The sequence below is a fragment of the Actinomadura sediminis genome (assembly GCF_042675525.1).
GTDB classification, from domain to species: Bacteria; Actinomycetota; Actinomycetes; order Streptosporangiales; family Streptosporangiaceae; genus Spirillospora; species Spirillospora sediminis.
The window spans coordinates 21124-36021 of record NZ_JBHTJA010000032.1 but is presented as its reverse complement, the minus strand read 5'-3'; the positions used below and the strand labels follow the sequence as shown (position 1 = coordinate 36021).

The window sequence follows — 14898 nt, the reverse complement described above, 5'->3', positions numbered from 1 at the left end:
AATCGGGCCTATGAGCGATGCCGACGCCGTGGAGACGACACGGCGGCCGCTTCCGCCGCGCCCGGACAGCCCGGCGCTGGCCCGGAGGTTCGTGCGCGGCCGTCTGGCCGGGAAGGTCCCCCCGGACACCGTGGACACCGCCGTGCTCGTGATCAGCGAGCTGGTGACGAACGCGGTCCTGCACGCGCGGACCGGGATCCAGGTGGCGGTCCGGGCGGTCGGCGGCGGCGTCCACGCCCGGGTCACCGACCGCGCACCGCATCGCGGGCTCGTGCCGGGGCGCCGCCACCCCTACACCGACACCGGCCGCGGCCTGTACGTGATCGAGCGGCTCACGGACCGGTACGGGGTCGACACCGGCGAACGGGGCAAGACGGTGTGGTTCGAGCTGGGCGACCCCCGCGCCCCCGCGCCCGCCCCGTCCGGCTGGGGGCCTCCCGACCCGCCCGACGGGGCCCGCCGCACCGTGACGCTCGCCGACGTGCCGTGGGAGCTGTGCATGGCCGACCGGCAGCATCGGCACGCGATCCTGCGCGAACTCCTGCTCGCCGCGGCGTCCGGCGACCCCCTCGGAGTCGGCCCGGACGCCCTCCACACCGCCCACGACGCGAACAACATGCTGAGCGCCTGCCTCGCGGCGGCGGACCGGGGCCCCGACGCCGACATCCGCACGGTCGCCCTGTCCGTCCCCGCGGACGCCGCACCGGCGCTCGGCACGCTCCGCGACGTCCTCGACGCCGCCGAGGACGCCACCCGGACGGAGGCCCTGCTGAGCCGTCCCGCCCTCCCCCAGAGCACCGCCCTGCAGAAGTGGCTGCTCGACGAGGTCATCGGCCAGCTCGACGAGGACCGGCCCCCCACCGCGTGGACGGTGGCGTCCCGGGACCCGACCCCGCTGCCCTGGGACGCCGACCAGGTGCGGGAGAGCAGGCTCCCGACCGTCGCCACCGACGACCGGAACCGCATCACCGCCGTGAACGAGGCGGCCGCGGACCTGCTCGGCTGGGACGCCGGCGACCTCGTCGGCCGGCGGCTCACCGTCCTCATCCCCGAGCACCTGCGCGACCGGCACATCGCCGCGTTCACGTCCCTGCTGCTCACCGGCCGGCCCCGCATCCTGGGCCGGCCGGTGCCCCTGCCGGCCCTGCACCGCGACGGCAGCACCGTCCCCGTCCGCCTGCTCATCCAGAGCCAGGAGAAGGACGACGGGCGCACCGTCTTCGTCGCCCACCTCATCCCCCGGACCACCGCGTCCCCGCCCGAGGCCCCGGACGGCGGCGACACCCGGTGGCCGGAGGAACCCCGCGAGCCCGCGAGACGCGCGCGCCGCCCGACCATGGACCTGTCGCCCATCGAACGGCTCTCCCTGCTGACCGACAGCGAGCGGGCGCTGAGCAGCGCCCAGGACCTGGTGCAGGGCCTCCGCCAGGTCGGCCGGATGCTGACCCGGCGGCTGGTGGACTGGTGCGCGGTGGACCTGCTCGACGAGCACGGCGAGGTCGAACGCGTCCTCGTCGTCCACCACGACCCCGCCCTGCCGTCCCCCGCCGCCTACGAGGGCCGCTTCCCCCCGCTCACGCACACCGCGCGCGGCCCGCTCGCGCGGGCGCTGCGCGGCGCGGGCCCGCTCGTCCTCACCGACGCCACCGCCTACGGCGACGGCCCGCTCGACGCCCGGTACGCCGAGCTGTTCGACCGGCTCGGCGCCGGCAAGGCCGTCATCACCCCGCTCCGCGCCCGCCGCGACGTCCTCGGCGCCGTCACCCTCGGCCGCCTCAGCCCCGACCTGCCCACGCAGGCCGAACTGGAGTTCGTCCAGGACCTCGCCCACGGGATCGCCCTCGGCGTGGAGAACGCCCGCCTGTACGACCAGGCCCGCAAGGTCGCCGAACGCCTCCAGCAGTCACTGCTCCCGCCGCTGCCCGCCGCCGAACACCTGGAACTCGCCGCACGCTACGCGCCGTCCACCATCACCGCGCAGGCCGGGGGCGACTGGTACGACGGCTTCGTCCTCCCGAACGGCGACCTCGCCCTCGCCATCGGCGACGTCGCGGGCCACGACATCGACGCCACCGCCACCATGAGCCGGCTCAGCGGCATGCTGCGCGGCGCCGCCGTCGTCTGCCGGGAACCCCCCGAGGAGGTCCTGCACCACCTCGACATCGCGAACCGCCTCCTCGCGGAGGAGGCGACCGCGACCTGCATCTACGCGGTCGTCAAGGGGGCCGGGGCGGACTGCGTGCTCGTCCACTCCTCCGCGGGCCACCCCCCGCCGCTGCTCACCACGCCCGACGGCGCCACCCGCTACCTCGACGGCGGCTCCGGCCTCATGCTCGGTACCGGCGTCGACCTGCCGCGCCCCTCGGCCCGCACCCCGCTGCCCCCGCACTCGACCGTCCTGCTGTACACCGACGGCCTCATCGAACGCCGCGACGAACCCATCGACGCGTCCCTCCAACGGCTCCGCGAGCACGCCGGCGCCCTCGCCCGCGCCCCCCTCGGCGTCTTCTGCGACGAACTCCTCATCCGCCTCGGCGCCGACGGCACCGACGACATCGCCCTCATCGCCCTCCGCCCCACCCCGTAGCCGCCACGGCCCCGGCCTCAGCGGAACGGCCGCTCCCGGCGCCGCCCGGTGAGGAGCGAGCGGCCGAACGCGTAGGCGAACACGGCGGACAGCACCCCCAGAAGCCCGCAGAAGACGTCGACGAGGACGATCGCGACGATCGTGCCTGCCGCACCCGCGGACCGTCCGAACGCCCGGTCCGGCTCCGTGCGCAGCCGGCTCTCGTAGCCGGGGACGAACCGCGCCTTCTCCGTGCGCCCCACCGTGCAGCCGTCCGACACCTCCACGCGAAGGTCCGTGCGGACCGGGCCACCGCCGGCCGGCAGGAACGTGCCGACGCACTGCCGCGCGCTCGTCCGGTGCCCGCTCCCGCGCCTCTCGCCGGTCACCGTCAAGGTGCCCGGCTCCCCCGCCCAGCCGTAGGCCGCACCCACGGACCGTCCGCCGTACCAGGAGATCTCGTAGACGATGCTGAAGAAGAAGTAACCCAGCAGCACGGAGATCACCAGCCCGGCGACCTTCACCCCGCGTTCGATGACACTCTCCTCCTCAGGCCCTCACCATGCGACGTGCCCGAAGGGCACCGGGTTCCGGCGGACCCGGACAGTGGGCGGCACCGGCCCACCCGACCTCACGCACCGATTCACCCCCCGGGCTGCGGGCCGTCCGGCTCGTCCTCGCGCACCGCGCACGAGCTCGTCCACAAAGGGTCTCCGCCGGTGAGGTGCTCCTCATAGAGGGCGACCTTGTGGGCGATGAGGGCGAGGCAGTGGTTCAGCTCGTCGATCTGGGCGATCACGCGGTCTCGGTGGCGCCGCATGAGCGCGAGTCGTTCGGGGGCGGTGGAGTCGCCCTCCCGGACGAGTGCCGCGTAGTCGCGGATCAGCGGCAGGGGCATGCCGGAGGCACGGAGCCGGATGCACAGGTAGAGCCAGTCCAGGTCGTCCTGGGTGTAGACCCGGCGCCCGCCGACGCGGCGCACGGGACCGAGAAAGACCCCCTCCTTCTCGTAGAAACGGAGGGTGTGAACGCTGAGGCCGGTGCGTTCGGCGGCCTCGCCGATGCTGAACGTGCGTCGCGGCATGGCCCGAGCCTACGAACTTGAGCTAGAGCCGACTCTAGGATCTAGCGTCCACCGCATGACCGACACTCCTGTCACCCTCATCACCGGCGGCTCGAGCGGGATCGGGGCGGCCGCCGCGCGCCTGCTGCTGGACCGCGGCCACCGGGTCGCCGTCACCGGACGCGACCGCGCACGGCTCGACCGTTTCGCCGAGACCTGCGCGGACGCGTCCGCGCTGCTGACGTTCGCCGCGGACGCCGCGGACCCCGAGGCGGTCCGGTCGGCGGTCGACGCGACCGTCGCAGAGTTCGGGCGGCTCGACACGGTCGTCGCCAACGCGGGGATCGCCGGCCACGACGGCGTCGTCGACGGTGACCCGTCCCGCTGGCGGGAAATGGTGCTGACGAACGTCCTCGGCCCCGCGCTGCTGATCCGGGCGTCGGTGGAGCACCTGAAGGCGACGCGCGGGCGAATCGTCCTCGTCGGAAGCGTCGCCGGGTTCGTCAACACCCCCGGCAACCTTTACGGCGCCACCAAGTGGGCGGTGACGGGACTCGCCGAGAACACCCGCCGCGCGGTGACCGCCGACGGCGTGGGCGTCACGCTGATCGCGCCGGGACGTGTGGAGACACCCTTCTGGGACGGACTCGGCCGACTGCCCGAAGGTCCTCTCCTGACCGCCGAACAGACCGCCGACTCGATCGTGTGGGCCGTCTCCCAACCACCCGGCGTGGACGTCAACACCGTCGTGGTCCGCCCAGTCGGCCAACCCGTCTGACCCGCTGCCCGCCGGGCCGAGTGGCGACCCGCGCCCGCTCCTCACGCGGCTCGGCGCCGCCCTCTGTACCACCCCGTGAGAAACACCGTGGCCGCTAACGGCCGTTACGGTATGAACCTGCCCGAACCGGGTGCGACGCACCGGCGGGCGTGCGCGGCGGACGGTGAAGGCGGGGTGGCGAGACGGTGGACGGGATCGCCGGAGGCCGGGCGTGGCGACGGGTCCTCGCGGCGGTGATCGGCACGCTGCTCCTGCTCACCGCCTGGCAGGCGGTCGAGGCGTGGCGCGCCGTGCAGGCCCACGGCGACTGGCGGAACAGCCGGGCGTGCTCCGCCGCAGCGGGCCCGGAGTGCCGGGAGACGGTGCCCGCGCGAGTGGCGGGACGCGAGAAGGACGTCCGCCTGCGATCGGTCCACTACCGGCTGCACCTCCGCGTGACCTCGGACGCCGCCGCCGGAGACCGCGAAGGCACCGGCCGCGTGTACCGGGTGCGGGTGCTGGACGACGACGCCTGGGAGCGCGCCGCGCCGGGCGACCGCGCGGAACTCGTGCGCTGGCGCGGTGAGATCCGCGCACTACGGCTGGATCCCGGTGGCCCGCGGCAGGAGATCGTCCAGACCCCGCGCCATCCCTCCCGGCTGCCGGCGTTCCCGACCGGGCTGGCCGTCCTCATCGGCGGTTTCGCCGCGACCCTGGCCTGGCTCATGGTGGCGTACGGCCGCAGGACCGCCGGCGGAGTCCCGCGCGGGATCACCTCCCGGGGAGATGCGACGTGGTATCCCCTGGTGCCGGCGGCCTCGCTGCTGGTCGGCACCGCACTCGCCGGCACCGGCGGCGCCCTCGCGGGCCGGACCAACGGATGGCAGGCTCCCGACCCCCCGCAGATCCTGCTGTACGCGGCCGTGGCGGCAGCCGCGTGCGTCCCCATGCTCACACTGGTGTGGCTATGGCAGCGCAGGACCTTCCGGAAGGCGTACACCTCGCCGCGCACACCGCGGACCGAGCGCACCGTACGGGCGGTGGTGTGGGGCGACGACGACTTCCACCGGCCCGGTTACGACGGCCTCCTCATCGGCCCGGATGGGGTCCTGGCCAGCACCCCCTCCCCCGGTGTCCGGGTCGCCCCGCACCCGCTCCCCCGGGACCTGGCCCTCGACCGCATCCGGGGCCCGCGCCCCGGCGACCACGTCGGCATCGCCGACTCCGTCCAGATCGTGGCGGACTGCCGGACCCCGGACGGCCGCGCCCTCCACATCGGCGCCGACCACACGGACATGCGCTGGATCCACGGCGCCCTCCGCGCGGGAGAACGGCACGACCTCTGAACGCCCCGCCCGCCAGTCGGGCGCGGGCCGTCCGCACCGGCGCCGTTCAAGCCACTCCAGTGGCCCGTGTCCCGCAGCCCCGATCGCGTCCTCCAACGCACCCGCCCCCGTCCCGTCACATGCAGACGCCTCAGGACGATCGTTGTGCAGACCTTCGGCACCGGTCGCTGAGCGGCGCTCGAGGCCGCCCCTGGAACCTCTATCATTCCGAGGTGACCGGATTTGACGATCTTGAAGCGTTCGAGGGGCTGGGCGCCTCCGCGCTGCCCGCACGTCAGCAGCGGATCCTGGTCACCATTCGGGACTGGGTGGTCAGGTACGGGTACCCCCCGAGCACGCGCCAGATCGGTGACGCCGTCGGCCTGCGGTCCACGTCGTCGGTCTCACGGCATCTGGCGAGCCTGGAGGAGAAGGGGTTCCTGCGGCGCGGCGCGTCGGTCTCCCGGCCGATCGACGTGCGGGCGTTCCTGCGCGAGGGCCCGGAGGAGAAGCCCGACGAGGCGGTGACCGTCCCCATGGTCGGCCACATCGCCGCGGGCACTCCCATCACGGCCGAAGAGCACGTCGACGACACGCTGTCGCTGCCCCGCGAGCTCACCGGGCGTGGCACCGTGTTCGGCCTGCGGGTGCGCGGTGACTCGATGGTCGACGCCGCGATCTGCGACGGCGACATCGTCGTCGTCCGGCAGCAGCCCGAAGCCCACTCGGGGCAGATCGTCGCGGCGATGCTCGACGGCGAGGCCACCGTCAAGGTGTACCGGCGCCGCGACGGCCGCGTCCTGCTCGAACCGCGCAACCCCCGCTACGACGTCATCGACGGAGACGGCGCCGTCATCCTGGGCATCGTCGTGTCCGTGCTCCGCAGCATCTGACCGTCCGCCGCGACCGGGGCCGACCTCGCGGAGCGGCCGTCGGGGCGGCCCGGGCACAGATTCGAGGGCGGCCGGGGAGCCCGCCGCCGGGATTGGCTTGAAACCGGCGCTCGTCGGCCGAACGACCGCTCACGCGCCGGCGGGCGAGGCGGCGATGCTCGGAGGAACGCCAACGGCACCCCGCATCGATCCGACGAACGGAGCATGTAATGCAGCTGACCAGGCAGGCCATCGTCGGCGCCTTCGCGGTCCCGGCCCTGGCCTTGGGAGCGGGGCTGCTGACCGCCGGCCCCGCCGGCGCCGATTCCACGCGTTGCAAGAGGTTCTACGTCTCCGGCGGCTGGGGGTGCTACCAGTCGAAGGGCGACATCGTCCGGGTTCACGACACCAAGTGGGACGGCAGCGCGGTCCGCGTGGTGTGGCGCACCGCCGACGGCCGCAAGGGCAGGTGCTGGGACCCGGACAGCGAGGGCGACGCGAGGAAGTGCAACTACAACTTCAAGGAGACCTACAAGGGGCGGGACAACCTGATCACGTACCAGGTCCAGGCCGTCGACGGCGGCGAGGTCTGGGACACCAGCGGCTGGCAGGGCGTCTCCACCTGACGCGCCATGGAGGGGGCCGCCGAACGCGGCGGCCCCCTCCGCCGTCCCCCGGCCGCTACGGCCGCACGACCGCGTAAGGAGAACACCCCGCGCACGGTTCGCCACGGCCGTGCCGGGCGGCGGCTGTTCTGGCCGGCCAGACCGTCCATGAGGGAGGTGCGGACACGCGCTGGAGAAGCTGTTCGCGCTGGCGGTGGTGACGCATCAGTACATGGAGCAGGAGCTGACCGACCGCGGGTTGTCGAGGGCGCGAGCGACGGTCCTGTGGAACCTGCGCCACGGCGAGCCCATGACCCAGCGGGCGCCGGCCGAGGCGATCAGCGTGTCGCCGCGCAACGTGACCGGGCTGGTGGACGCGCTGGAGGCCGACGGCTTCGTGGCACGAGCTCCCCACCCAAGCGACCGCCGCGCCACGCTGGTGCCGCTGACCGGCAAGGGCGACGCCGCCATGAACGGTTTGCGCGGCGAATACGACCAGGGCGCTGCCAGGCCGTTCGATGGGGTGGCCACGGCCGACCGCGTGCCCGGCCCGGTCACGGGGATCCTGGTCGCCCGGGTCATGGTCTTACGCGAATCGCAGTACGGGTCCATGATCCCTTCGGGCTGGATATGGCTAACGTCACTCCGCAGGGGCCACCGGACGACCGTCCGGCCCGGTGGCGGCGTGCGGCCAGAGCGCGGACTCGTCCCGTCTCAACCTCGACACCTCCTCCATGCGGTCGCCCGGGATGACGACCTGGGTCACATCGACGGCCTTCTCGTCCTTCGCGCTGTAGCTGATGCGGGCGATCTCCCAGACGGGAAGCTCGGCGGGAATCAGCAGCAGCTTGGTCTCCTGGACGGTCGGCATCCGCACCCGGCGCCGTTCAAGCCACTCCAGTGGCCCGTGTCCCGCGGCCTCGATCGCATCGATCCACGCACCCGGCCCCGTCCCGAACGGCTCCGCGACCTCGGGCACCTCACTGCTGATCCTTGGATGAATCCAGGTCGTCGAGATCTGGAAGGCCGGTTCCCCCTCCGGCCCCGTCACACGCAGACGCCTCATGACCGTCGCGCCGACCGGCACGTTCAGCATGTGGGCGAACCGCGGGTCCTCGATCGGAGCCTCGCCGACCTCGGGCTCGACATGGTGCACCCAAAGTTCGTTCCCCATCGCCGCCGGGAAGCTGTACCCGGCCGCGAACTCCCGCCCGTCCCGCACATGCCGCGTATTCCGCCGAACCACTGCGGTACGCATGATCACCCTGCGCAACTTTTTCTTCTTTCATCGAATCAACCTGATGCCATCATGCTGCCGAATTGGCACGGTTGCATGAGCTCTTGTAAACGCCAGGCAACCCGACCGGCGTCACCAGCAGACCCGTTTCCTCCAGCACCTCCCGCTGCACTGCGGCATTGATGCCTTCGTCCTGCTCAAGGATCCCGCCGGGAGCCTCCCAGCACCCGTTGTCCCGACGCTGCACGAGGAGGGCGCGGCCCCTTTCGTCCACAACGACCCCGGCGGCACTGACCGAGTGACGACGTCCGGCATGGCGCGCCACGTCACCAGAGGTCGAAGGGACGCACCTGGACGCCCTTGCTCAGCCAGGGCTCCGGGGACTCACCGGACGAGAGACGTTCGAGCCAGCGGAGCTGCTCGACGAAGTACGCGTGGGATGACGTTCCCTCACCGAACGCGATGATCGGCCCGTGCGTGCCCCGGCGACCGTGCCCGTACATCATCACGCGCACTACGCCGTCGATCTCCTCCATCGCGAACGAGCATGGGAAGTTGAACAGGAAGAGCCTCAAACGCGGCGCCCGGTCCGAGGCCGCTCGAAGTGGGCGGAGGATTTCCCGGACGTAGCGTTCCGGGTCCTCCATCGCAGCGTCTGCCGGTTCGATGCGGTACCTGTCCTTACGCGAATCGCAGTACGGGTCCATGACGTAGACGTTGACGTCCATCGTCCGCGCCTTCTCCTCCAAAACCGGCAGGACGGCGTCGCTCACATAGAACGACCTGGTCAACCCGAAGAGGTTGACGCGTTCGCGCGCCCCCAAAAGCCGGTCGACGAGATCTCGCTCCGACTCCTCGCTGGTGAACGGGAACGCGTCGATGATCCCTTCGCGCTGGATGTGGCCGACATCGCCGGGACTGTGGTCGGTGCCGAACCCGAGGCGGTCCGGCCTCGTCCGGTACAGGCGGCAGAAGTACTCGATCCGCTCGTCGCTCGGGCGCCGGTCTCCCAACTCCCAGCGGCAGAGCACGGACGCGTCGATGTGCGGCGGCTGCAGGCCGTCAGCCTCGTACAGGGCGTCGAGCCGGGCGGACACCTCGCTGCGGTCGTAGCCGCTCGCCAACCGCCACGCCTCCAACGGTGTGACGTCCGGGAGGCTCCGAACGACCTTCTCGGCGATCGCTTCCGTCGTCAGGCCACGACGGATGCCGTCCAAGCGGATCTCGCCGGCCGCCCGCTCCATCTGTCGACGCCGCTGCGCATTTTCCCTGGTCGTGGCCATACTTCCCTCTTGATTGTCGTTGCACGTCAATCAGATTGACGTGGATTGCCATAGCAGTTGTTGTCACTCAACGGCAATCATCTCGAGTGTAGGCGCCCCGCGAAGCGATGAGAAGGAGACAGCCGTGATGAGCCGCGACCAGCCGACGAACAACCGGAACGCTGAATGAGTACCGGGACAGCGACCTCACGCCCACTGAATTTGACCTGCCTCGCCACGCACACAACTCCTGGATATGTCCGGACGCTCGCGACATTTCGGCTCAACGAGTGGGGGTTGCTCGGGATCGCGGACGACGTGCAGCTCGTCACCAACGCGCTGCGGTGCACGCCGGACCGGGAGATCCGGGTCCGGCTCACGCGAGAGCCCGGCTCGGTACTGCTGGGTGTGTGGGACTCCTCGGACGAGCTGCCGATCGCCAAGCGCACCGCGGAGTCCACGTTGGACGACCTCGTCCCCGATCCGCTGGCCCTTGACGCCGGGCATGGCGCCGGTACCGGCGGCCGAGGGCTGCCGATCGTCGAGGCCCTGTCGACTCGATGCGGCGTGGATCGGACCCGTCCGCACGGCAAGTGGGTGTGGTCACGGATCTCGGCCTGAATCAGCACATCGTCCGATCACCGGAAGGTGGACACCATGGGACGCGTACGTCCGCTGGGCGTTCGTGGGGAGTGGCGCGGGCCGAACTGGACCACGCGTCGAAACCGCGCCGCCGTCGTCCGGCATCTCGATCTGCTCGCGGTCGCGCTGAAGCCGAAGGGCTATCGGTGCATCAAGTTGTACCGAGCCGACCAGTTCCCCGTTCCGCTCTCGCTGTTGTGGGTCTTCGCATGCGGAACGGACAACGCCGTGGGGGTGGCTGTGGGCGTCCGGGCCATACCCGGAAACGCGTGGGGCTACTACGAGGCAACCCGTGGCAGGCACGGCTATCTGTCCCCCTGTGGCGACTCGAAGACGGCGGCCGAGCAGGTCGACTCCATTCTCAAACACCGGATGTTCCCGGGCTCCTGGTGAGCCTCGAATAGGAGGAAGTTCGCGATGAATGACAGTCCTCTGGTCAACCCGGGTGACCGGTTCCCGCTCGGGCTTCCCGGGCATGTCGTGCCGATCAGTCCGGCGACGCCCACGGAGGCCGACCGTCCATGGGGGCTGGACCGGGCGGTGCCGCCTGTTCCCGTCCAGGCCATGGGCAAGCACGGGAAGCCCACCGGCACCAGAAAGGTTCCCCGGGCGACCACGTACACCGACGACAGCGTCACCCGGAAGGACACCGTCACCGAGACGGTGACCGACTGATGTCCAGACCGGTAGTGCTCATGCTCGCCGAGCAGGACGACGCCGAAGCCGTCTACGTCGCTGACGCGTTGGTGCTGCGCGGTGCGCGGGTGGTGTGGTTCGACACCGCGTGGTTCCCCGCTCGTGCGGACATGACCGTCCGTCTCACGAAGAATGGTTGGCGCGGGGAGATCGCCTGCCCTGACGACGCCATCCTGCTGGACGACGTTCTGGCGGTGTACTACCGCCAGTCCCAGCCGTTCTCCTTTCCGGAGACGTTGAGCGAACCGGAGCGGCGGTTCGCGTCCGTGGAGGCTCGGTTCGGGTTCGGCGGGTTGTTCATGTCCCTCCCGACCCGCTGGGTTTCGCACCCGGCGCGGCTGGCCGACGCCGAGTACCGTCCGCTCCAGATGGCGACGGCGGCACGATGCGGGTTCCGCGTCCCGGCGAGCATCATCACGAACCGTCCCGACGACGCCCGTGGCTTCGCTCGTTCGGGTCCGGGCGTCGTGTACAAGGCGACGATGCACAAGCTGATCAGCGAGGACGCGCAGGTCAAGCTGATCTACACGACGCCCGTCACCTCGGACGAGATCGACGATCGGGTCGCCACCACGCTGCACCTCTTCCAGACGAACGTCCGCAAGTCGCATGACGTGCGGGTGGTCGCCACTGGCGACGGGCAAGTGCACGGGATCGCCATCCGCACGGACGATCCGTCCGGACGCCAGGATTTCCGGGTGGCGTACGACTCGCTGACGTACGAGGTCACCGACGTTCCCCGGGACGTGGCCGGCGCGTGCCGCGCCTACCTGCGGGCACTCCGTCTGGAGCTTGGTGTTTTCGACTTCGCCGCTACCGATGACGGTGCATGGTGGTTCCTCGAGTGCGGACCCGGCTCCCAGTGGGCCTGGCTTGAGGACGAGACCGGGGCTCCCATCGCGAACTCGATCGCCGACACGCTACTTGGAGCGGCCGTATGACCAGCGCCCTCGATGGCTGGCGTGTCCACGCCGCCGCCCTCGCCGATCGGCTCGTGCGGCAAGACGTCGTCACGGACTCGGCGTGGCGTGAGGTCGTCGCGTCGGTGCCTCGGCATGCGTTCGTCCCCGCGTTCTACGACGACGCGTCCGAACTCGTCCGCACCGGTGATCCTCGGTGGCTCGATGCCGTCTACAGCGACGACACGCTGGTGACGCAGCGCAAGGAGCATCCCGAGCAGCCCGGGTTCGCGTGGTCCACGAGTTCGACCACGCGGCCGAGCCTGATGCTCCGGATGCTGGAGCTTCTCGTCGTCTCCGACGGCATGACCGTCCTCGAGATCGGCACCGGGACCGGATACAACGCGGCCTTGCTGTCCGAACGGCTCGGGTCGGAGAACGTCACGTCGATCGACATCGACCCGGAGCTGATCGAGGCCGCTCGGGGACGACTGGCCGATGCGGGGTACGTCCCTCGTCTCGCGGCGCGTGACGGCGCGCTGGGATGCCCGGGGCGGGCTCCGTACGACCGGGTCATCGCGACCGTCGCCTTCGAGCGCGTCCCGTATGCGTGGGTCGAGCAGGTTCGTCCGGGCGGGGTCGTCCTGGCCGACGTCCGTCCACGGGGCATGACCTGGGCAGGAGCGCTCGCGCGGCTCACCGTGGGCGGGGACGGGACGGCGAGCGGGCCGCTCGTGAGCTGCACCTGGGGATTCATGTCCGCGCGTCCCGACGTATCACGACCTGGCGCACCGGAGGCGGTCCACATCGACGCGACGTCCGTCCGGAGCAGGACGAGCGAGGTCGGCGCGGACGCGCTGAACACGCCGGGCCTGTCGCTGCTGATCTGGCAGCGGCTACCGGGTATCAACGCCTTTCCCGACACCGACCGCACGCGGATCACGACGCCGGACGGCTCGTGGGCGAGGGCGTCCGCGAGCCGTCCGGCGGACATCGAGTACGGCGGGCCCACGGACATCTGGACACGGGTCGAGGAAGCACACGCCTGGTGGATCGGGCACGGGCGACCCGGTGCCGAGGAGTTCGGGCTCATCGTCGGGCCGGACGGGCAGTGTCTCGAACTTCGGTCGGTGGACGGCCGTAGTTGTGCGCTTGGGGATTTGGGATAGTCGGCGAGTGGTCAAAGTGTGGGTCGTCGTGGCGGTCGGGGCCGTGTTCGGTGCGGTGACTTCGTTGGTGAACGCGTTGTCGAGCCCCTACACCGCCGTGGGCGCGCCGGTCGCCGACACGTTCGTCGGGCCGATGCTGGAGTTCGTGAGCCTGGTCTTGGGCGTCGGGTGGTCGTGGGCGGCGCTCGCCGTGGGGGTCGGGTGGCTCGCGCGGCGGCCTCTGGCCGGGGCTCTCGCTGGGGCGGGGGCTCTGGTCGCGGCCACTGCGGCGTACTACGTGCTCGATCCGGTGCTCCGCGAGGAGCCGTTCGGATTGCACGCGGGCGAGCTGGTGTACTGGGCCGTCGCCAGTGCCGTGTTCGGTCCGCTGCTGGGCGCGCTCGGGAGCCGCATCGGACGGCCCGGGCCCCTCGGGCTTCTCGCGGGGCTGGTCGTCCCCGCGGGTGCGGCCCTGGAGATGCTCGTGTTCCGTGCGCCGCATCCGCTCGTGCCGCTGTCGGCCGCGGAGCAGGTCGCGCGGTGGAGCGTGGTCGCGGCCGCCGTGGCGGTCGCGGGCGTCCTGGTCGTGCGGCGGTTCGCGCGGTTGTGAGCCCGTCCGGGTTCGCCGGACGGGCCACGACGGCGGTCAGGTCGCCAGGGCCCGGCGGCGCTCGGCCCACTCGAGGGAGTGCCGGATGGCGTCCTCAATCGTGTACTCGGGCTTCCAGCGGAGCAGGTCCCACGCCTTGTCCGGACGGACGAACGCGCCGACGACGTCGCCGGGGCGTGCGGGCGCGTCCTCGGCGCGGAACGCGTCGCCGACGACCTCGCGGAAGGCGGTGACGAGTTCGCGGACGGTGGTGCCGCCGCCGGTGCCGAGGTTGATCACCTCGTAGCCGGGGTGGTCGGACAGCGGCGGGACGACCGTGTCGAAGCGGGTCGCGGCCTCGTGGAAGGCGCGGGCGATGTCCCACACGTGGATGTAGTCGCGGACGGCGGTGCCGTCGCGGGTCTCCCAGTCCACGCCCGTGATCTTGAAGGGGACGCCGAGTTCGTAGGATTCGATCATCTTGCCGAGGGCGTGGGTGGGCTTGCTGCTCTGGAGGCCGGAGCGGAGCCGGGGGTCCGCGCCGATGGGGTTGAGGTAGCGGAGCGAGATGACGCGGAGGCCGTGGGCCCGGCAGAGGTCCCCCAGGAGCAGTTCGGCCATCATCTTCGAGCGCGTGTAGGGGTTCTGCGGGTCGAGGGCCGACGTCTCCGAGACCGACAGGTCCGGTTCGGGCCGGTACATGCCCGCGGTCGACGCGAAGATCATCCGGTCGGCGCCGTTGCGGATCAGGTGGCCGGCGAGGTCGAGGGTCTTGGTGAGGTTGACCCGGTAGTAGCGCTGCGGGTCCCGCATGGAGTCGGGGACGACGATGAGCGCCGCGCAGTGCACGGTGGCGATGATGTCGGGGTGCTCGCGGAAGATCGCGTCGACGAGGTCCCCGTCGCCGATGTCGCCCCGGTAGAAGATCTTTCCCTCGGTGAACTCCGGCCGCCCGGTGACGAGGCTGTCGAGCACGACGGGCGTCACCCCGTGTTCGGCGAAGACCGACGCGATCGTGCTGCCGATGAAGCCGGCTCCCCCGGTGATCAGGACTTTCATATGGCGTTCCCCTGAAGCCAGTGCCTGGACACGCACAGAATCCGCAGGGTGACCGAGGCGGTCAACGCCGGTGTCCGAGTCCGGACGGGCGTGAACCGGGGCGGGGCGCCGGGCGTCCGCGCACGGTTCCTGTTCCGGGGCGGCGAAGGTACAGCGTTTGGGGGATCCGGACGGGCGC

The 14898-nt window shown here is 71.4% G+C and carries 17 protein-coding genes and 1 pseudogene; 12 read left to right on the top strand and 6 right to left on the bottom strand.

Annotated elements, in window-relative coordinates:
- Positions 1-10 precede the first annotated feature (10 nt).
- A complete protein-coding gene (locus tag ACFQ11_RS17530; protein WP_378299773.1) occupies positions 11-2587 on the top strand; it encodes a SpoIIE family protein phosphatase in 2577 nt (858 codons plus the stop codon).
- Between the two features lie 17 nt (positions 2588-2604).
- Here ACFQ11_RS17530 and ACFQ11_RS17525 read toward each other — a convergent pair whose 3' ends face one another.
- Together ACFQ11_RS17525 and ACFQ11_RS17520 are read right to left on the bottom strand one after the other, a co-directional pair.
- On the bottom strand, positions 2605-3090 hold the full coding sequence (locus ACFQ11_RS17525; RefSeq protein WP_378299771.1) for a hypothetical protein: 486 nt from the start codon (positions 3088-3090) through the stop codon (positions 2605-2607).
- Positions 3091-3209: 119 nt separating this feature from the next.
- On the bottom strand, positions 3210-3650 hold the full coding sequence (locus tag ACFQ11_RS17520) for a MerR family transcriptional regulator (protein ID WP_378299769.1): 441 nt from the start codon (positions 3648-3650) through the stop codon (positions 3210-3212).
- A gap of 55 nt (positions 3651-3705) precedes the next feature.
- On the opposite strand from ACFQ11_RS17520, the gene ACFQ11_RS17515 reads away from it, so the two are divergent.
- The 5 genes and pseudogenes from ACFQ11_RS17515 to ACFQ11_RS17495 all read left to right on the top strand — a co-directional run.
- Positions 3706-4407 (top strand): SDR family oxidoreductase, encoded by a 702-nt coding sequence (locus ACFQ11_RS17515; RefSeq protein WP_378299767.1) that lies wholly within the window; start codon positions 3706-3708, stop codon positions 4405-4407.
- Between the two features lie 185 nt (positions 4408-4592).
- Entirely contained in the window at positions 4593-5732 is a 1140-nt protein-coding gene (locus tag ACFQ11_RS17510; RefSeq protein ID WP_378299765.1) for a hypothetical protein, read from the top strand.
- A 167-nt stretch (positions 5733-5899) separates the two neighbouring features.
- On the top strand, positions 5900-6604 hold the full coding sequence (lexA, locus tag ACFQ11_RS17505; protein ID WP_449193567.1) for a transcriptional repressor LexA: 705 nt from the start codon (positions 5900-5902) through the stop codon (positions 6602-6604).
- Positions 6605-6813: 209 nt separating this feature from the next.
- A complete protein-coding gene (locus ACFQ11_RS17500) occupies positions 6814-7209 on the top strand; it encodes a hypothetical protein (protein WP_378299761.1) in 396 nt (131 codons plus the stop codon).
- A 211-nt stretch (positions 7210-7420) separates the two neighbouring features.
- Positions 7421-7609 (top strand): annotated as a pseudogene (locus tag ACFQ11_RS17495) (MarR family winged helix-turn-helix transcriptional regulator); the annotation flags it as partial.
- Between the two features lie 219 nt (positions 7610-7828).
- Here ACFQ11_RS17495 and ACFQ11_RS17490 read toward each other — a convergent pair.
- From ACFQ11_RS17490 to ACFQ11_RS17480, 3 genes are read right to left on the bottom strand one after another with little or no spacing between them, the layout of a single operon-like run.
- Positions 7829-8446 (bottom strand): UTRA domain-containing protein, encoded by a 618-nt coding sequence (locus tag ACFQ11_RS17490; protein WP_378299759.1) that lies wholly within the window; start codon positions 8444-8446, stop codon positions 7829-7831.
- A 49-nt stretch (positions 8447-8495) separates the two neighbouring features.
- Positions 8496-8750: an NUDIX domain-containing protein gene (locus ACFQ11_RS17485; protein ID WP_378299757.1), complete on the bottom strand. Its 255-nt coding sequence runs from the start codon at positions 8748-8750 to the stop codon at positions 8496-8498.
- Between the two features lies 1 nt (position 8751).
- A complete protein-coding gene (locus tag ACFQ11_RS17480) occupies positions 8752-9708 on the bottom strand; it encodes a helix-turn-helix domain-containing protein (protein WP_378299755.1) in 957 nt (318 codons plus the stop codon).
- A gap of 276 nt (positions 9709-9984) precedes the next feature.
- Between ACFQ11_RS17480 and ACFQ11_RS17475 the strand changes: the two genes are divergently transcribed.
- From ACFQ11_RS17475 to ACFQ11_RS17450, 6 genes are read left to right on the top strand one after another with little or no spacing between them, the layout of a single operon-like run.
- Entirely contained in the window at positions 9985-10308 is a 324-nt protein-coding gene (locus ACFQ11_RS17475) for an ATP-binding protein (protein WP_378299752.1), read from the top strand.
- Between the two features lie 36 nt (positions 10309-10344).
- A complete protein-coding gene (locus ACFQ11_RS17470) occupies positions 10345-10722 on the top strand; it encodes a hypothetical protein (protein ID WP_378299750.1) in 378 nt (125 codons plus the stop codon).
- Positions 10723-10746: 24 nt separating this feature from the next.
- Entirely contained in the window at positions 10747-11004 is a 258-nt protein-coding gene (locus tag ACFQ11_RS17465) for a hypothetical protein (RefSeq protein ID WP_378299748.1), read from the top strand.
- 20 nt (positions 11005-11024) lie between these two features.
- Complete coding sequence (locus tag ACFQ11_RS17460; RefSeq protein ID WP_378299746.1) at positions 11025-11966, top strand: MvdC/MvdD family ATP grasp protein; 942 nt, start codon at positions 11025-11027, stop codon at positions 11964-11966.
- The gene (locus tag ACFQ11_RS17455) at positions 11963-13093 is read left to right on the top strand and encodes a methyltransferase domain-containing protein (RefSeq protein ID WP_378299744.1); all 1131 of its coding nucleotides are present in this window, start codon (positions 11963-11965) and stop codon (positions 13091-13093) included. The genes ACFQ11_RS17460 and ACFQ11_RS17455 overlap by 4 nt, the downstream gene beginning before the upstream one ends.
- 7 nt (positions 13094-13100) lie before the next feature.
- Entirely contained in the window at positions 13101-13682 is a 582-nt protein-coding gene (locus tag ACFQ11_RS17450) for a hypothetical protein (RefSeq protein WP_378299742.1), read from the top strand.
- A 36-nt stretch (positions 13683-13718) separates the two neighbouring features.
- On the opposite strand, the gene galE is transcribed toward ACFQ11_RS17450, so the two are convergent.
- A complete protein-coding gene (gene galE, locus ACFQ11_RS17445; protein WP_378299740.1) occupies positions 13719-14720 on the bottom strand; it encodes a UDP-glucose 4-epimerase GalE in 1002 nt (333 codons plus the stop codon).
- Positions 14721-14898 lie beyond the last annotated feature (178 nt).